Origin of the sequence: Emticicia sp. BO119 (assembly GCF_013912375.1) — a bacterium.
Taxonomy (GTDB): Bacteria; Bacteroidota; Bacteroidia; order Cytophagales; family Spirosomataceae; genus Emticicia.
Window position 1 is genome coordinate 874,972 of record NZ_JACETV010000002.1, and the last position, 18,649, is coordinate 893,620.

At 37.9% G+C, this 18,649-nt stretch carries 19 protein-coding genes; 16 read left to right on the top strand and 3 right to left on the bottom strand.

The window, feature by feature from the left end; all coding sequences use genetic code 11:
* Positions 1-97 precede the first annotated feature (97 nt).
* The 6 genes from H1R81_RS10525 (at position 98) to H1R81_RS10550 (ending at position 4,390) form a co-directional block, all read left to right on the top strand.
* A complete protein-coding gene (locus tag H1R81_RS10525) occupies positions 98-922 on the top strand; it encodes a phosphosulfolactate synthase (protein ID WP_181840668.1) in 825 nt (274 codons plus the stop codon).
* 445 nt (positions 923-1,367) lie between these two features.
* Positions 1,368-2,012 carry a VTT domain-containing protein gene (locus H1R81_RS10530; RefSeq protein WP_181840669.1) on the top strand — a complete coding sequence of 215 codons (645 nt, stop codon included), beginning with the start codon at positions 1,368-1,370 and terminating at the stop codon, positions 2,010-2,012.
* A 2-nt stretch (positions 2,013-2,014) separates the two neighbouring features.
* A complete protein-coding gene (locus H1R81_RS10535) occupies positions 2,015-2,752 on the top strand; it encodes a shikimate dehydrogenase (protein WP_181840670.1) in 738 nt (245 codons plus the stop codon).
* Between the two features lie 93 nt (positions 2,753-2,845).
* Entirely contained in the window at positions 2,846-3,277 is a 432-nt protein-coding gene (locus H1R81_RS10540; protein WP_181840671.1) for a hypothetical protein, read from the top strand.
* A gap of 83 nt (positions 3,278-3,360) precedes the next feature.
* Complete coding sequence (locus H1R81_RS10545; RefSeq protein ID WP_181840672.1) at positions 3,361-3,678, top strand: ferredoxin; 318 nt, start codon at positions 3,361-3,363, stop codon at positions 3,676-3,678.
* Positions 3,679-3,697: 19 nt separating this feature from the next.
* On the top strand, positions 3,698-4,390 hold the full coding sequence (locus H1R81_RS10550) for a YjjG family noncanonical pyrimidine nucleotidase (RefSeq protein ID WP_181840673.1): 693 nt from the start codon (positions 3,698-3,700) through the stop codon (positions 4,388-4,390).
* A 60-nt stretch (positions 4,391-4,450) separates the two neighbouring features.
* Here H1R81_RS10550 and H1R81_RS10555 read toward each other — a convergent pair whose 3' ends face one another.
* Entirely contained in the window at positions 4,451-5,782 is a 1,332-nt protein-coding gene (locus H1R81_RS10555) for a hypothetical protein (protein ID WP_181840674.1), read from the bottom strand.
* Between the two features lie 346 nt (positions 5,783-6,128).
* Here H1R81_RS10555 and H1R81_RS10560 point away from each other — a divergent pair, with 346 nt between their 5' ends.
* From H1R81_RS10560 to H1R81_RS10585, 6 genes are all read left to right on the top strand, one after another.
* Positions 6,129-6,734, top strand: coding sequence for an RNA polymerase sigma factor (locus H1R81_RS10560; protein WP_116982786.1), 606 nt, complete (start codon positions 6,129-6,131; stop codon positions 6,732-6,734).
* Positions 6,703-6,939, top strand: coding sequence for a hypothetical protein (locus H1R81_RS10565; protein WP_229251091.1), 237 nt, complete (start codon positions 6,703-6,705; stop codon positions 6,937-6,939). Before H1R81_RS10560 ends, H1R81_RS10565 begins: the two co-directional genes overlap by 32 nt.
* A 115-nt stretch (positions 6,940-7,054) precedes the next feature.
* Positions 7,055-8,080 carry a 3-dehydroquinate synthase gene (aroB, locus tag H1R81_RS10570; RefSeq protein WP_181840676.1) on the top strand — a complete coding sequence of 342 codons (1,026 nt, stop codon included), beginning with the start codon at positions 7,055-7,057 and terminating at the stop codon, positions 8,078-8,080.
* Positions 8,081-8,297: 217 nt separating this feature from the next.
* Entirely contained in the window at positions 8,298-8,858 is a 561-nt protein-coding gene (locus tag H1R81_RS10575; RefSeq protein WP_181840677.1) for a DUF4136 domain-containing protein, read from the top strand.
* Positions 8,859-8,873: 15 nt separating this feature from the next.
* A complete protein-coding gene (locus H1R81_RS10580) occupies positions 8,874-9,419 on the top strand; it encodes a DUF4136 domain-containing protein (RefSeq protein ID WP_181840678.1) in 546 nt (181 codons plus the stop codon).
* Positions 9,420-9,680: 261 nt separating this feature from the next.
* The gene (locus H1R81_RS10585; protein WP_181840679.1) at positions 9,681-10,043 is read left to right on the top strand and encodes a Spx/MgsR family RNA polymerase-binding regulatory protein; all 363 of its coding nucleotides are present in this window, start codon (positions 9,681-9,683) and stop codon (positions 10,041-10,043) included.
* Positions 10,044-10,048: 5 nt separating this feature from the next.
* On the opposite strand, the gene H1R81_RS10590 is transcribed toward H1R81_RS10585, so the two are convergent.
* Positions 10,049-11,509: a PLP-dependent aminotransferase family protein gene (locus H1R81_RS10590; RefSeq protein ID WP_181840680.1), complete on the bottom strand. Its 1,461-nt coding sequence runs from the start codon at positions 11,507-11,509 to the stop codon at positions 10,049-10,051.
* Between the two features lie 100 nt (positions 11,510-11,609).
* Between H1R81_RS10590 and H1R81_RS10595 the strand changes: the two genes are divergently transcribed.
* Positions 11,610-12,254: a pyridoxamine 5'-phosphate oxidase family protein gene (locus H1R81_RS10595; protein ID WP_181840681.1), complete on the top strand. Its 645-nt coding sequence runs from the start codon at positions 11,610-11,612 to the stop codon at positions 12,252-12,254.
* A gap of 38 nt (positions 12,255-12,292) precedes the next feature.
* Here H1R81_RS10595 and H1R81_RS10600 read toward each other — a convergent pair whose 3' ends face one another.
* Complete coding sequence (locus tag H1R81_RS10600; RefSeq protein WP_181840682.1) at positions 12,293-13,645, bottom strand: sigma-54 dependent transcriptional regulator; 1,353 nt, start codon at positions 13,643-13,645, stop codon at positions 12,293-12,295.
* Positions 13,646-14,013: 368 nt separating this feature from the next.
* Here H1R81_RS10600 and H1R81_RS10605 point away from each other — a divergent pair, with 368 nt between their 5' ends.
* The 3 genes from H1R81_RS10605 (at position 14,014) to H1R81_RS10615 (ending at position 18,581) form a co-directional block, all read left to right on the top strand.
* The gene (locus H1R81_RS10605) at positions 14,014-15,264 is read left to right on the top strand and encodes an efflux RND transporter periplasmic adaptor subunit (protein WP_181840683.1); all 1,251 of its coding nucleotides are present in this window, start codon (positions 14,014-14,016) and stop codon (positions 15,262-15,264) included.
* A gap of 57 nt (positions 15,265-15,321) precedes the next feature.
* Positions 15,322-15,999 carry an ABC transporter ATP-binding protein gene (locus tag H1R81_RS10610; RefSeq protein WP_130018924.1) on the top strand — a complete coding sequence of 226 codons (678 nt, stop codon included), beginning with the start codon at positions 15,322-15,324 and terminating at the stop codon, positions 15,997-15,999.
* Positions 16,000-16,157: 158 nt separating this feature from the next.
* Complete coding sequence (locus H1R81_RS10615) at positions 16,158-18,581, top strand: ABC transporter permease (protein ID WP_181840684.1); 2,424 nt, start codon at positions 16,158-16,160, stop codon at positions 18,579-18,581.
* The last annotated feature ends 68 nt before the right edge of the window (positions 18,582-18,649 follow it).

The following is an 18,649-nucleotide window of genomic DNA, read 5'->3' on the forward strand; positions in this document are numbered from 1 at the left end:
CTCGCGGTTCCGGCATTTTTTATTACTGCCACTTGTCTATATTAATACCAACGATTATCTAAAAATTATTACATTTGCAAAAAAAGTAATTGCAAGAATGAATTATAACCTAAGTCAAGTTCCTAAACGTACAGGTAAGCCCCGGGAGTCAGGTCTAACAATGGTAATGGATAAAGGGTTGAGCATCAGAGAAGTAGAAGATATGTTGTCTATTTCTGCACCGCACATAGACATCGTAAAGCTGGGCTGGGCAACTTCGTTCGTTACTCCTAATCTGAAAGATAAATTAAAAGTTTACAAAGATGCCGAGATACCCGTCTATTTTGGCGGTACACTTTTTGAAGCTTTTGTGGTGAGAGACCAGTTTGAGGATTATCTGAGAGTATTAGACGATTATGGCTTAGAGCATTGCGAAGTTTCAGACGGTTCTATTGAGATTCCTCACGATGAAAAATGTGAGTATATTGCTCGTCTGGCTACTCGTGCAAAAGTACTTTCGGAAGTAGGATCAAAAGATGCAGAAAAGATATTTGCCCCTTATAAATGGATTGAAATGATGCAGGCCGAACTGAATGCAGGTGCATGGAAAGTGATCGGTGAAGCCCGAGAGGGCGGTAACGTGGGGTTGTTTCGTAGTAGTGGAGAGGTGCGTCAGGGGCTGGTTGATGAGATTATTCATGCTATTCCGGCTGAGAAAATTATATGGGAGGCTCCGCAAAAATCGCAACAGGTTTATTTCGTGAAATTAGTTGGAGCTAATGTAAATGTTGGAAATATTGCTCCTAACGAAGTGATTCCGTTAGAAACTATCCGCTTAGGATTGCGAGGTGATACCTTTGGCACATTCCTGACCGAAAAAGCAAAAAAACGCTTCAAACTGGGTAAATATAGTAGTGACAGAAGAATAGTCCAGGACGAATAAACACTTACTGTGTGGTTAAATTTTGGCTCGAAACGAGCGATTATTGCTTCTAATATTGATATAAATAATTGCTATGCCTTGTAGTATTTTGATTTGCATAGTCCTTGGTGTTACTTTTTTTTACCTGAAAAAAAGTAACCAAAAAAGCAGGACCTCCAGTCCGGACATCATTTAAACTCGTACAATTAAAAACTTGTAATATCTTTTCTAAATGCACAGTATTCTTCCAAGTTTTTAATCGTACTCAAACAGGAAATGATGTTTTAAGGTTAAAATTTTTAGTTGTTATTTTTGTTGAATAAGTGTTGGCAGAGTGAGCGTAAAATATAAAATGCTCTTTTTATTTTAGGTAGCTAATAATTTTACCGCACATTAAAAATAAATCCGCTTAAATTTCAAACCAAACACATATCCCTCATCAATTTCAGTAAGGGAACCGACTTTTATGGAAATTATACATTTTTTGATAGACCTGCTCAAAGACCCTTTACTGACACTACAGGGGTTTCTTGATAAATACGATACACTTACCTATGGCATATTATTCCTGATAATATTTGTAGAAACCGGGTTGATTGTAATGCCATTACTGCCTGGTGATTCATTACTTTTTGCCGCAGGTTTATTGGCTTCTTCGACCGGAAAATTAGATGTTACCTTAATGATTCCGTTGTTAATTATAGCAGCTTTATTAGGGGATAATGTAAATTATTTTGTCGGAAAAAATTTCAGTAACTATATCAAATCAAGAGAAAAGATACTTTTTCTGAAGCGTGAATATATTACCCAAACCGAAGAGTTTTATGAGAAACATGGCGGCAGAACAGTTATTTTAGCCCGTTTTATGCCCATTGTACGTACAATCGCCCCGTTTGTAGCAGGTGCAGGTAGTATGAAATACCCTAAGTATATCCTATTCTGTATTTTAGGGGCTATTTTATGGGTAACAACCATTACATTGCTTGGCTATTCTTTAGGGGATAATCCTTGGGTGAAAACGAATTTTGAATATGTAGTTTTGGGGATTGTCTTTATTTCAATTGCTCCTATGATCTGGGGAATTATTAAAGCCAGATTTTTTAATAAATAAGAATGAACATCTACGGACTGATTGGCTATCCTCTGGGCCATTCGTTTTCAAAGAAATATTTTACTGAGAAATTTGGTCAAATGGGCATTGCTGATACCAATGCCTATGAGCTATTTGAATTACCTGATATTCAGGCTTTGCCTCAATTAATTGAAAGCCAACCCAATCTAAAGGGTTTAAATGTTACTATTCCTCACAAGCAGGCTGTTATGCCCTTCCTTGACGGCTTAGATGCCTCTGCTGAGAAAGTTGGAGCAGTAAATGTGATCAAGATAGGAGAGGGGGGAAAACTGATAGGCTACAATTCGGATTACTATGGCTTCAAAACTTCGTTAGAAGAATTTATTCCTGCCAATTCTTCCTTAAAAGCTCTTGTTCTGGGCAATGGAGGAGCTGCTAAAGCTGTTGTGGCTGCCCTTAATGACTTGGCAATCGCGTTTAAGATAGTGTCACGTATCAAATCGGAAGGTACGCTTGGATATGAAGATTTAGCAATTGAAATCGGGAATTATCAACTCATAATTAACTCTTCGCCTGTTGGTACTTACCCTAAATCAGATGTTTGCCCGGATATTCCTTATGAGCAACTGACGCCAGATCATTATTTGTACGATCTGGTGTATAATCCGGTACAGACGCTCTTTTTACAGAAAGGAGATGAGCAAGGGGCTAAAACACACAATGGCCTGAAAATGCTACACCTGCAAGCCGAAAAAGCGTGGGAAATATGGAACTCATGATTTTGCCTTTCAGACGTATTTGTATAAGCAACCCTTTTGGAAGAATAAACATCTTACAATAAATTAGTTTATTGAATTTAAACTTCCTCTACAATGAAAACAAAACTGAACCTTCTGTTAATCCTTCTTTTGTGTATTACCTTTTCAGGGTTTGCTGCCACTACTGCTGATTTGGAATATAAGGAGCAAAGCATTGATAATGAATTTGCTAAGATTGAGAAACTGGAAAAATATCTGGCGATTCACCCCGAAGCTACTTTAGAGAGCATTAAGAAAACCAATCCGGAATTATTAGAGGGCTTTGATTTGATTGCCACTACTGAAACGAATTTTTCGCCTACTAAGGAAATGCCCATTGTAGGTGGTTTCTGGTGGGGTTGCTGCCTGGGTATTGTTGGCCTGGGTCTGGTTTATTTTATTACAGACAATGACCGTGACCAGGTAAGACAGGCACTTTGGGGTTGTATTATAGCTACCTTACTCTGGGGGATAGGGGGTTTCTGGGATCCGTTTGGTTGGTTCTGATAAGATAAAGAAGATAGATTAAATACACCAGACGCCACAAAGTTTTTGTACCTTTGTGGCGTTTATTATTTTAACAATACATTATGAAGTTTAAGAAACACGTATTTATTTGTACCAACGATAAGGAAGCTCCTAAGAAATCATGTGGTAGTGTGCACGGTATGGAATTAGTGGAGGCCTTTAAAGCCTCAATTAAAGAAAAGGGATTGCAGCTTGACATCAGGGCGCAGAAGTCAGGTTGTCTGGATATTTGTGCCTTCGGACCATCAATGGTAGTGTATCCTGAGGGGGTTTGGTATGGCAATGTGCAGTTGAGTGATGTAGAGGAAATCGTTGAAAGCCATTTAGTTAATAATGAGCCTGTTGACAGGTTGACACTTAAATTTCCGGCCAGAGTATAAGGCAGGAAATATCTTTTATATGTATAAGCATCTCTTTTTTGACCTTGATCATACACTTTGGGATTTTGAAAAAAACTCCAGAGAATCTTTGGCAGATTTGTATCAGGCCTTTAGCCTCCAAACGTCGAATATAGCTGAACTGAGTGTATTTCAGCAAGAGTTTTCGGTAGTTAACAAACGCTATTGGTCTTTGCTTGAAAGAAATGAGATTACTCATGAAGAACTGCGTCGTCGTCGATTCAGAGATACGCTTGTAAATTTAGGTGTAGATGCCGATGAAACTTTCGGATTACAATTAAATGAGGCCTTTTTAGAGCTACTTCCGCAAAAATCACATCTGATAGATGGTGCTATAGAGGTTCTTGATTTTTTTGCACCAAATTATGAGTTACATATTCTCAGCAATGGCTGGCAGCACGTGCAGGTAAGAAAAATAAGCAGCTCTAAGATTGATCATTATTTTAAAGAGGTAATTACGATTGAGAGAGCTGAGGCACGTAAGCCTGATAAAAAGATTTTTGACTACGCAGTTAAAGTAACCAATGCGAAGCTTTCTGAATGTATTATGATTGGTGATAATTTTGAAGCGGATATTTTAGGTGCTATCAATGCACAGATGGATTCTATTTTCTATAATCCTGATAATATTGAAGTTACTCAGAATCCTACCTTCGAGATAAAAAGGCTCATTGAGTTGAAGGAGATTCTCTGATGTAATAAAAAATGCCTGACAAACATCAGGCATTTTTATTAAGCAATTCTTTATATCTCATTAGTTACGGAAATACCTCGGATAGCGGGTAAAGCGTAGCCCTACTGTAAAATCTACTCTGCTTAAATCGACCGGATTTGCTAACTTTACCGTACCATTTCCATCATTGAAGTTCATTGAGCGTATCTTGCCATAGTTATAGCCGGCTTCGAGACTTAGAATAATATCTCTGCCTGTAATATCATTGCCAAGCAGAAAATCTATTCCTAAAGTGGCAGCACCACCGTAATCCCAACCTTTATAAGGTATTGTTACACCATTATAGGTGCCTTTATCATTATAAAAGTAAGCACCAGGCGATAAGCCTAAGATAACCATTGTTTTGAAGTCAATATTTTTACGGAAATAGAAAACAGGCCCTACAAATTTTGCTAAGCGTTTGTTGGTTATACTGCCTGAAGTATCTTTTGGTAAACCATTTTCAATAAATCTGAAATTAATGTTTTCAGCACTATTTTTACTCTGAAAATTATTGAACATAACTCCGAAACCGAAGTTGTCTTTAGGGAAGTAGGCAAAGTCGGCACCCCATGTCCAGCCTCTTAGTAATTTTTCTTGATAAAGTCCAAATTCATCTTCTGAATTGAGTTTTGCCAGCATATTTCCAAAGCCCCCTCTTACCCCAATCCTAAACTTCAGATAATCGTCATACTCGCTTTTAGCTTTTTTAGTAGCCAGAGGTGTTTCGGTTTTCTCTTCTTTTTTTGCTACTGTCTTTTTCTCCTGTTTTTTGGGTGTGCTTTTAGGTATGGTTGTTTCTGACTTTGGTTGTTCTTTTTCTTTATTTTCTATTGTTTCTTTCTGAGAGTTGAGCTTGTTATCAGTCACTTTATTGTCAGGAACGGTTTTTTTATCTGTGTCGGTTTTTTCTTTAGTAGTTTTTTGATTATCAGTGTTTTTAGGACTGGCATTTGATGGTTCTTTTGATGAGACTGATTTAGAGGCAATCTTATTTCCTTTTGTAACGAGATCTTCCTCATAGAAATTATACTTGAAATCGGTTACGAGGTTTTTAAAGATTTCGTTTCTGAGAACTTTTCCGTTTGGGGCTATATAAGCATAAATAAAACGGGTAGGCGTTTCATCTAAAATCCTGCACCGGATTTTTTCTCCGGCCTGAGTAGTTATCTGATCTCTTTGTGCAAATGAATGCCCGATTGAAAACGCTGAAACTAAGAAAAATACAATTGTCAGTTTTCTTAAGAAGTGAATTTTTGCAGACCCTAAGCTAAACGCTCCTGAGTGTACGAAAATAGCTCTTTGCAGACTTGTATTTTCTGATTTTAAGAACTCAGGAAATCTCAGAGAAAAGTTGTTAGTCAATCGTAACATTTGATAATTATACTTTTTGATAGATACATTAGCATGGAACAAAAACTATACCGAAAAACATCAATGCGATATTATGCGTGCATAAGGCATTGATATTCAGTTATTTATTATAGCAAAATTAAGCAAATTATAACGGTATAATTTTTGGTTTTATTTGGTATATAACGATAAATCCGAAATATCATTTGGTTTGTTAACAAATTATTAACTAAAATTTTGTATTAAAGACTTGACAAGAGTCATTTTTATTTACTATCTTTAAACATTCAAAAAAAATCTTCAGAATTTAAAACCAAAATATACAATATGATATAAAGCTCTACGTTAACTAAATTGAAATACAGAAATGGGAAAAATCCAAGTTAGCGATAGTGAGCTCGTATCATTGTATATCCGCGGTAACGAAAAGGCTTTTGCCACACTTGTGCAGCGTTATAAGTCAAAAGTCTATACTACCATTTATCTTGTTGTAAAAGATCAGTATGTAGCAGAAGATTTGCTACAAGATACCTTTATAAAAGCTGTAGAAGTTTTACGTGAAGGTAAATACAACGAGGAGGGTAAGTTTCTTCCATGGGTACTAAGAATAGCTCACAATTTAGCAATTGACTTTTTCCGTAGAGAGAAACGCTACCCGAGCGTAGTGTTTGAAGACGGAAGTAGCGTGTTTAACACACTTGAGTTTGCCGAGGACTCGATTGAATCGATGCAGATCAAAAGAGAGTCTCACGAGCATTTAAGAGATTTGATAAAACGTCTTCCTGACCAGCAGCGCGAAGTACTGGTGATGCGTCATTATGACGACATGAGTTTTCAGGAAATCGCAGACGCTACTGGTGTCAGTATCAACACAGCGTTAGGTAGAATGCGTTACGCTCTCATCAACCTTAGAAAAATGATGAGTAAAACCGCATATGCTTATGATACAAACCTTTACCAATACGCAAGATGATGTAATTCGCTATTTGTATAACGAGACATCGAATCAAGAAAATGAACTGATTGAAGGAACTTTACTTCATGATAGCGAACTGCTTGACTTCTACCTTGATTGTGCAGATATTAAATTAGGATTAGACCAGATTCAACTCTCGCCTTCAGACAAAGCGATTGACAAGATTTTAAATTTTTCAAGAAATTACCAGCCCAAAAATTAATTTTGGGCTTTTTGTTTTGGATTCATTTCAATGTTACTATGAAATGACAGGAGGGCAAATTGGTAAATCTTTAAATGATTCATTACCTTTGATTCGTTAAAAAATCAATGGTAAAATGTCTGTTATTATTTCTCCTATCACCGAAAGTCTGCAAAATTTTCTGGGTCAGAAAGACTATTCTAAAATTGTTGTTCTGGCAGATACTAACACCAAAAAATTCTGTTATCCTTTCATCAAAAATTCTTTGCCCAAACACACGCTTATTACAATTAAAGATGGTGAAGAATACAAAAACCTAATCACTTGTGAACAAATCTGGTCGGCTATGACTGCTGATGAATTAGACCGCCATGCCCTGATGATTAATCTGGGTGGTGGAGTCATTGGCGATATGGGCGGGTTTTGTGCAGCTACTTATAAACGCGGAATAGATTTTATTCAGATTCCAACCACCCTTTTAGCACAGGTAGATGCCAGTGTAGGAGGAAAATTGGGGATAGACTTTCGGGGGCTTAAAAACCATTTAGGTGTTTTTAGTTTGCCAAAAGCGGTATTGATAGACCCGGCTTTTTTGGGAACGCTTCCGGAAAGAGAAAAACGCTCAGGCTTTGCCGAGATTATCAAGCATTGCCTGATTCAGGACGGTGATAAGTGGGATGAAATCAGAAGGAAAGATTTAGAACAGCAGGATTTTTCTGATCTGATTGCGCACTCTGTCGAAATCAAGAAAAAAGTGGTTGAACAAGATCCGACTGAGAAGGGTTTACGTAAGATTCTGAACTTCGGGCATACGCTTGGACATGCCATTGAAACCTATTTTTTAGATAAAGGAAAAAAAAGATTGCTTCATGGTGAAGCAATTGCAACCGGAATGCTTTGCGAGTCGTATATATCTTTTGAAAGAAAACTGATAAATGAGCAAACATTAGCCCGGATTGAAGAGTTTATATTTTCGGTATATGGTAAGGTGGCTATGAAAGCCGACGACTTTGACGCGATTATCAGGAATACCCAGCAAGACAAAAAAAATAAAGGTAAAGAAATACGTTTTTCGTTGATTAATGGTGCGGGCAGTTGTTTGTTCGATATTGCTGTATCAAAAGGAGAAATGAAAAGAGCTTTGGAATATTATGTGAAATGACGGCAAAGATTTTTGGGAATACTACAGAGAAGACCTTTTGGTAATTGAAACGTATCTTATTTGAGTAAAAAACAAGTAAAATCAATCAATAAACTTATCTTGACTTTTTAGAAAACACTTATTATATTTGATGGATGCCCGTTGAGTAATGTAGGTGAGATTGTTTCTGAATGAGTTTGAATAAGCTGTATTTAACCAAAAATAATCTGTATGCCGTATGAAAAAACTGTATTTATTTTCTGCTCTTATCGCTTTAGGTTTCGCCTTTACGAGTTGTAATTCCCTTAAATTGTTGGTCGATAACGATTATAGTTATGAAACTGACTTTACTAAGTATAAAACATACAACTTCCTGAATTGTGAAATTGATACTTCGTTTGTTTGTACTGAAATTCAGGATGCTATTCGCCGACAAATGAAAGCCCGTGGATACAAAGTAACTGATAAAGAACCGGGTTTGCTGGTGAGTTATAGTATCATTCGTGACCGTGTAGATTACAAAGGCTATTTTCAGCCTGCTTTAGATCGTTGGGTAAACCATTTTGATGAAGATGATACCTATAAAACACAGAATTTTCATTTTGGTGGCGGAATGATTTTAGTGTCGTTATTAGATGCAGAAAGTAGCCGGTTAATCTGGCGTGGATATGCTTCAGGGGTTTTCAATAAAAATGTCAACAAGCCAATCAATTATTATCGTAGTGTAGTACGAAATATTTTCGATCAGTATCCGCTTTTTGCCGCAGGGGAAAAACCTCGCAGGATAGACGAATATTAATTAATTGATTCTATCATGAAAAGGTTAATGCTTCTAATGAGCCTGATGCTCTTTTCAGGAAGCTGTGCTAAGGTTTTTGTGGAAAATGATTATCGTTACTCCAATCATTTCGGTAAATACCGCTCATACGCTTTTGTAGACTGCGAACGAGATACTACTATAATGTGTGAAGACGTACAGCAAGCCATACAGTATCAGATGAGAGCGCGTGGGTATGAATTTAATGCCCAGGCTCCTAATGTATTTGTTAACTTTGCTATCTATTACGATCCTGTAAGATATAAGGGCTACGAACAACCCTCATTGACAAACTGGTTGGCAACAGAAGACGACAATACGGAATACCGGCCTGTAAAGTATGAGTTAGGCAGAGGTACTTTGATGATTTCGTTGATAGAGGCTGAGTCAAGCGAGGTTGTCTGGCGAGGATACGCTACCGGAATTTTTAATAAGGCCTCGTCTAAAAAAAACTATTTCAAGAGTATTGTCCGCAATATTTTCGACCAGTATCCGCTTTTTGCCGCAGGACAGAAAGCACATAAAATCAAAGAAAATTTGTAAGACATTATATTTGCTTACGAAATGAGGGATGTGTGGCATTCCTCATTTTTTAATTCTTAGGGCATACTACTGTTTGTTACTATATAGCTAAAACACAATAAGTTACACGAAGTTTCTTCATAACGAATTGTGTAAGATAAAACTTTCCTGTTGTTTGTTTTCAATAGGGTATAATAGCATAGTTTTAAGAGCATAATAGGGTTTTTACCGGGTGAAAAGCTAACTTTGAAACCAAATTTTTATAATTAACCAAATTTACCCATGATTACGATTTACGGAATCCCGAACTGTGATATGATAAAAAAGACAATGGACTGGTTTAAGACCAATAATATAGCCTATGATTTTCATGATTACAGGAAGGAAGGGATAGGTGCCGAAAAATTGAAAGAATGGCTTTCACAAGTGCCTTTAGATACCATATTTAATAAAAACAGCACAACCTACAAGGAACTACCAGCTGAGATAAAAGATACTCTAATAGATGAGGAGTCGGCCATTAAAGCAATGATGGGAAGTACTTCTATTATAAAAAGACCTGTGGTTGATGATGATGGTAAGGTAATGGCTGTAGGTTTCAAGGCTGATAAGTTTAAAGCCATATTTACGCCTGAAGCACAGTAATCGGGTTAAATAGCTTTCTTTAGTATCCTTACAGCATCTTCGGTTTCTTTCTGATTCATACTGGCAAACCCCATACGACAGGCATTAAGTGTGGGGTTTTCTTCTTTATAGGTTTGTCCGTTGGCTAAATATAAGCCCTGCTTTGCTACCTTTTCTGAGAGTGATTGGAGTGGTATGCTGGTATCATAATTTACCCAGATAGCCATACCTCCGTCGGGGATTTTGAAGTCTATTTTATCCCCTAAAGCATCTTTCAATATCAGACATGTAAAGTCACGTCTTTCTTTATATACTTTTATGGCTTTAGTAGCGTAGCGTTTCAGATCTCCGTTTTCCAGCATATCAGCCAGACAATATTCTAAAATGGTATCGTTTTGCCGGTCAATGATACGGCGGATTTTTGTCATTTCTTCAATAATGCTTTCATGCGCTGTTACATAGCCTACTCTGAATGTAGGAGCAATCTGTTTACTGAAAGAGCCTACGTAGATAACCCAGCCATGTCTGTCAGCACTTGCCAGAGGTAAAATAGGCGTATTGGCGTAGTGGTAATCGTAATCATAATCATCTTCAAGAATGAAAAACTGATATTTCTCGGCCAATGCTAATAACCGGAGTCTTCTTTCAGGTTTTAGTGTAACTGTAGTGGGGTGGTAGTGATGAGAAGTTATATAGATCATTTTTACCTTTTTGTGTTTACAAATATCTTCAATGACATCAGTTTGTAATCCATCCTCATCAACCGGAATGGTTATTAATTCGGCTCCTAATTGCATAAAAGTCAGATTAGCCGCTCTGTAACTTAACTCACCTACTATAGCGGTATCGCCTTTTTGTAGAATAGCCATTCCGGCTAAGTAAATCCCCATCTGGCTACCACGTGTAGTAATAATATGCTTTGGAGTAGCCTGAATGCCACGGGTTTCGTTTAGATATTTGGCAAAAAGTGTTCGGAATCTGATGCTTCCTTGTGGGTCGGTATAGCCTACACTCATGGGGTCTGCATAACGGATATAGTGCGACTGAAGCCTTGCCCATTCATGACGAGGGGCTAATCTTACGTCAGGCAACCCATCATTAAAAGCCAGCTTTTGTTGAATGTGAGGCGGTAGGTAAATTGCTGAATTATCGTTGATTCGTTTTTTCAGTTTATTCCGCCAGTCTTCTTTCGAAATGTTTTCGATAAGGATTGATGGTTTTATTATGGGCAATCTGGTAGCAATAAAGGTTCCTTTCTGGGGGATAACCTCTACCCAGTTTTGGGATAGGAGCTCATCATAGGCTGCGATTACCGTTTTACGGTGTACATCAAGTAATTCAGCCAGCTCTCTTGTACCAGGCAGTTTCGTATTGGTTTGTAAAATACCAGCCTGTATGTTTTTAATAATAGCATTGGTAATCTGAATATATAATGGAATGGATGAGTTTTTATCAAAACTAATAAGGCTCTTAAAAGGAATTTTCATCTGGACTATCTGGTGGTGTAAAATTGGATGAGTATAGTAATCCAGTAAAAGTATAGCTTTGTCTTATTATTTCTATTTATCTTTTTTAATTTTTTATAATATGTACCCGGTTACTCCCAATACCAAAATCAGCAGAAGCCCTAAAAGAGGCTTTTACGACGAAGAAACCATTTATCAGATTTTAGATGAAGGGCTTTTCTGCCATATTGCTTATGTATTAGACGGGCAACCTATGATGATCCCTACAGGCTATTGCCGTATAGGTAATAAAATCTATATTCATGGGTCGGTCGGTAGCCATTTTATGCGGAGTTTAGCTGATGGTCGGAGGGTTTGCCTTACGGTTTCTTTTGTTGATGGGCTTGTACTGGCACGTTCGGCTTTTAGCCACTCGGTCAATTATCGTTCAGTAGTTTTGTTCAGCCCTGCTACTGTAGTAACCGATGAACAAGAACGTTGGGATGCTTTAGAAGCATTTACCAATCATGTTATTCCGGGTCGTTGGGAAGAAATCAGACAACCTAATGCCAAAGAAATGAAGGGAACGATGGTAATTGCTTTTACTATTGAGGAGGCCTCTGCTAAAGTAAGAACGGGAGGACCAAATGATGATGAGGAAGACTACCAATTGTCTGTATGGGCAGGAGTACTACCTTTAAAATTACAAGCACAAACACCAATCACTGACCCTAAGATGGTGTATGAAACACCCGTGCCTGATTATGTAATTAATTATAAGAAATGATTTATTTGTATCACGATTTAAAAATCGTGATACAAATATTATATTCCATATTTCTCAACTCTTCTATATAAAGCCTGCCTTGTCAGACCCATTTCACGGGCAGCTTCGGTGATATTGCCGTTGAATTTCTTTAAGGTTTTGATAATCAGCATTTTTTCCATTTCTTCTAACTGGAAGGTCTGGTCAAAAGATGGAACAGTATCGGGTTGATTTTCAAAGGGTTGCCCTTCGAAAAAGTCTTCGGGCTGAAGCACACTACCCTGGCATAAAATTACAGCGCGCTCAATGGCATGTTGTAACTCACGAACGTTTCCGGCCCAATGGTATCGTTGCAGTTGCTTGATTAATGCCGCACTGATAGAACTAACCGGACGATTATATTTTTTACGGTACATTTTAAGAAAATGCTCGGCCAAAGGCACAATGTCTTCAATGCGCTCACGTAAAGGAGGAAGTTTGATTTCAATAGTATTGATACGGTAGAGTAAGTCCTGACGGAACGTACGTTGTGCTACACGTGCATGGATTGGCTCATTGGTGGCGCAAATCAGGCGTACATCAATATTCTTAGCTTTACCAGAGCCTACCTTTGTTACACTTCTGTTCTGGAGTACAGTCAGTAATTTAGCCTGAAGAGGCAACGGGATATTGCCGATTTCATCCAGAAAGATAGTGCCTTCATTGGCTTCTTCAAAACGGCCTATACGGTCTTCACGCGCATCAGTGAAAGCCCCTTTTACGTGGCCAAAGAGTTCACTTTCAAATAATGTTTCGGAGATAGAACCAAGGTCAGCATGTACAAAAGGCTTATCCGCACGGTCTGATTTTTCATGAATAGCTCTGGCGATCAGGTCTTTTCCAGTTCCGTTTTCACCTAATATCAGAATATTGGCATCGGTAGCCGCTACTCTATCGATGGTCTCATAGATTTTCTGCATGGCCGGGCTTTTGCCGATAATCTCGACTTTGCTCTCTGTTTTGCGTTTTAGGGTCGGTGTTTTGCCTGTGCGTAACTCTCTTATTTCTAAGGCCGACTGCATAGTGGCCAGCAGTTTCTCATTTTCCCAGGGTTTCAATACAAAGTCAGAGGCTCCTACCTTAATGGCTCTCACAGCCATTTCTACATCTCCATAGGCGGTGAATAATACTACTGATGCCTGTGGGTCAATGTCTAAAATACGGTCGAGCCATTCAAAACCCTCTTTTCCTGTATTCACATCGCGTGTGAAATTCATGTCCAGTAATATGACGTCGTAATTGCCATTGGAAACTAAAAAAGGAATCCGTTCTGGATTCTTTTCAATATCTACTTGACCAAAATGTCTTTTTAAAAATAATTTAGCTGCACTTAATACATCTACATCATCATCAATTATTAAAAGCTTTGACATAATTCAGGTTCAGATTAGTATATTCTTATTTTAAAGGCATTTTTTACGCATTTTACGACAAAAATTATTCCTTTCAAAGTGTAAATGTCAGAAAGCTAAGATAACTGATTGATAATAAACAGATTATTTTTTTTTAAGAAAATTCCTATCTTTAGGTATTCGTCCGTGAGCGTACAAGTGTTGTCCGTTTTCGGACAATTTTAAAAGGTGTTTATTTCTTAAATAGCTGATAGTCAATAATTTGAAATATTTGGCACACATTGTGAATTATGATTGAACAGATTTAAATCTTATTTTTAGACTTAATTAACAATCAGTAACAGAGACAATTTGCCTAAACACAAGTTGGATAGCAATTTAAAATTACAATGGACAAGCAGATAAAAAAGAAATTCTGGAGTAGACAACGAATCTTATTAACGATTGGTGGCGTATTGTTTGCCTCATTTGCAGCTTACAGCCTGCTTTTTGCAGACAGGCGCTCGACACTGAATGCTGAAAAAGATAAAATGACTATTTCACAAGTAACTAATGGTACTTTTGATGAGTTTATCGTAGTTACAGGAGTGGTAATGCCTTTGAGAATTATTCGCTTAGATGCCATCGTAGGAGGATACGTAAAAGAAAAGGTGGTAGATGGCGGTAATATAGTAAAACAAGGACAGATTATATTGAAATTAGAGAATCAGAATTTAAAGCTGAATTTCTTACAGTCGGAGACAGAAGCGAGCCGATTAGTGAATGACTTACAGAATACACGCCAACGCTTGAAAGTAGAGAAGTTTACGATTCGTAAGAATATGTCTGACCTTGATTTCTTAACAGCACAGGCCAAGGATTTATACGAAAGAAACAAGAAGTTGTATGATGATAAGGTAATTCCTGAAGCTGATTACCTGAAAGCAAAGCGTGATTATGAGAAATTAGTAAGCCAGAAAGAGATTGATCTGGAGTCGCAGAGATATCAGGAAGAAAATGCTGCGATGCAGATTAAACAACTGGAAGGTACTTTGGAGCGTACACAGAAAAACGTACAATTGTGGCGTGAAACTCTTGAAAACTTAGTGGTAAAAGCACCAGTATCAGGTTTGTTATCATCAATTGATGTAGAGGTAGGGTCTAATATTAACCAGGGGCAAAACATCGGGCAGATTGACGACTTAGATGGTTTTAAACTGCGTGTAGATATAGATGAACATTATAACGGAAGAATTTTTGCAGGTTTAAGTGGTACTTTTGAGTTCAGCGGGAAAGAATATCCGCTGGAAATAACCAAGATATACCCTGAGATTCGTAACGGACGTTTTCAGGTAGATATGATTTTCTCAAAGACTGTTCCAGACGGTATCAAAAGAGGGCAGTCTTCTCCAATCCGTTTAGAGTTAGGTAAAGCTACCAAAGCAGTGCTTTTACCAGTAGGTGGATTCTTCTCTGATACAGGTGGAAACTGGGTGTATGTGTTAGATAAATCGGGTGGTAAGGCCGTAAAGCGCAAAATTACCTTAGGTCGTAAAAACCCTGAATATTTTGAGGTGTTGGAAGGTTTGGAAGTGGGAGATAAAGTAATTACCTCTTCTTATGAAAACTTTGGAGATAATGAAGTTCTTGATCTAAAATAATCTGTATAAACTTATAAACAAATACCCTTGATATTCAAGAAATAAAAAACAAAAATTATGATAAAAGTATCTAATCTTCAAAAAGTGTTCACTACCGAAGAGGTAGAAACTACCGCCCTGAATGGTATTGACATGAATATCAAAGATGGTGAATTCGTTGCCATCATGGGTCCGTCAGGATGTGGGAAATCAACTTTGCTCAACATCATGGGCTTGTTGGATAACCCATCTGAAGGGAGCTATGATTTCTATGGCGTAGAAGTAGCCAAATTGAGCGAGAGAGAACGTGCAGCACACCGCAAGGGTAATATTGGTTTCATTTTCCAAAGCTTCAATCTGATTGACGAATTAACAGTTTTCGAAAATGTAGAACTTCCTCTTTTATACTTGAAAACACCTGCTACCGAGCGTAAGAAAAAGGTAGAAGAAGTATTGGAGAGAATGAACATCATGCACCGTCGCAATCACTTCCCGCAACAATTATCGGGTGGTCAGCAACAACGTGTAGCTATTGCACGTGCGGTGGTAGCCAAACCAAAATTAATTCTTGCCGATGAGCCTACTGGTAACCTTGATTCAACCAACGGCGAAGAAGTAATGAAATTGCTTCAGGAATTAAACAACGAAGGCACTACTATTATCATGGTTACTCACTCACCTTATGATGCAGGTTTCTCGCACAGAATCATTAACCTGTTTGATGGTAAGGTAGTAACGGAAAACTTCCACGTATAATTTAAAGATACTTCCCGACGAACTGTCAGGAAAAAGACGAGTTAATAAACGTTAAATGCTGTAAAATGGGCTTATTATGAAATAAATCATAGTAAGCTTCATTTGCTATTGCCATATCTTAAGCCTGCTCTACTTCATATTTTAAATTATGAAAAACTATGCTAAAAAATTATTTCAAAATCGCCCTTCGTAATCTCTGGAAGAACAAAGCATATACCTCAATCAATATTGTTGGGCTCTCAATTGCTTTTGGGTGTGCTATTCTGTTGTTTCTGACAGCTTATTTTGAGTTTACCTATGACGATTTCCAGACTAATAAAGACCGCATTTTCAGAGTTTACTTCAAAATTAATCAACCTGAAAAAATAGAATATCAATCTAATCTTTCTACGCCTGTAACTCCTGCCCTAAAAACTGATTTCAGTGCTGAAATCAAATATGCTACACGTATCGTAAGCAGTGGCGTGCAGATTGTGCAAGGCGAAAAAACAATTGATGAAGACATTCGCTATGTTGATGCGGATTTTCTGAAAATATTTTCTTTCAGAATGTTGAAAGGAAATCCTGATATAGCCTTGAATGATTTGCGAAGTGTAGTTTTGAATGAAGAAGTAGCTAAAAAGATATTTGATAAAGCTGACCCTGTAGGCAAAACTGTGCAATTGAATTTTGGCGGAAGAATAGAAAGTTTTGTGGTAACGGGCGTAATGGAGAAAGCGCCTAAAAACTCGTCAATTGAGAATGATATGTTGATGCGTTTTGAGAATAATCCTGAATATAAGGACTCGAAAGAAAAATGGGACTCCAATTATCACGATGTATATGTGCAACTGGCTGATAAGGTCGACTTCCTGAATTTTGAAAGACGATTAAAATCGTTCACTGAAAAATATTATAAAGGCAGTATTGAGCAACTAAAAAAAGACGGTGCAAAACCTGATGAAAGAGGGGAAGTCAGAAGCCTGCGCTTATTGCCTATGCCTGAAATGCACTTCAATAAACAAGCTGGCGGCAGCCGCTCAATTGACATTGCTTATCCATATATATTATTAGTTATAAGTGGCCTGGTGCTATTGATTGCCTGTATCAACTTTATTAATCTCTCAATTGCCCGCTCTATGACACGTGCTAAAGAAGTAGGCATGAGAAAAGCATTGGGCGCACTAAAAGCCCAGATTGTAGGCCAATTCTGGGGCGAAGCTTTTATTATCTGTATTCTGGCATTTGGCATCGGAGGCGTATTAGCCACTACTTTAATGCCACAATACAACACCTTATTCAGAAGTAACCTGACTATTGACAATCTTCTTAGCCCGGTGGTAGGTATTTTATTGCTAATCAGCTTTTTAATTATCACTCTGATTGCCGGAGGATATCCAGCCTTAGCAGTGGCTAAATTCAACACGGTAGAAGTATTGAAAGGAAAAATAAAAGTAAGCTCGCGGTCAGGTGGTATCAGAAGTGCATTAATTGTGGCACAGTTTAGCATAGCTATTTTATTAATAAGCTGTACCCTTATTATATGGAAACAGATAGACTATTTGCGTAACCAACCTCTTGGATTTAACCAAACTCAAGTAATCAGCATACCGGTAGGAAATGAGGTACAAGGGGGCAAAGTATTAGAGTTTATGCGCAACAAGCTGGCCAATGCGTCACCGATTGTGAGTATAACGGGTGCAGATATAAACATTGGCAGAGGCAAAGATGGGTCAGGCTATAAATCTGTTTATAGCTTTGAAATGGAAGGCAAAACCTACCGCACCAATGGCCTAAGCATAGATTATGACTATGTAAAAACATTGGGTCTGACTTTAGTAGCGGGTAGAGAATTCTCACGTGAGTTCCCATCAGATAAAGACCGTGCCTGTATCGTGAATGAGACCATGGTGAAACACCTTGGCTACAAAGACCCGATTGGCAAAAAAGTAGCTTTAGGTGATAGTATAGGTAAAACAATTGTGGGAGTAGTGAAAGATTATCATTTCGAGTCATTAAAAAACAAAATCGAAGCAATAACCTTCCTTTACCAAGGCGATTTTGGCATCAACTACATATTCGTAAAACTGACTCCTGAAACGCCGAAAACAACCATTGATATGATTGGTAAGGCGTATAAAGAAATTGCACCGAAATCTGAATATATGCCTTCGTTTTTAGACGAAAACACCAACAATCAGTACAAGAAAGAGGAGAGAATGTCGCAAATTGTGATGAGCGCAGCTACTTTAACTATAATCCTTTCTTGCATGGGCTTATTTGCCATAGCCTTAATGATGATGGCACAACGAACCAAAGAAATTGGTATCCGAAAAGTTTTAGGGGCCAGCGTACCAAACTTAGTGGCTCTACTTTCAAGAGAGTTTGTGGTATTAGTCGTGATTGCCATTCTCATTGCTACGCCATTGGCGTACTATCTGATGGATAAATGGATTCAGGACTTTGCTTACCGTACCGAAATCACCTGGTGGGTTTTCGGCCTGGCAGGGGTAGTGGCATTATTGATAGCCTTATTTACTGTAAGCTATCAGTCTATCAGAGCAGCATTAATGAATCCGGTAAGGTCATTGAAGTCGGAATAGCCCCCCGTCCCTAAAGGGGTGATGCTTGCGCACGAGTATTAAAATCTTTAAAGAGTTCCCCTTTGGGG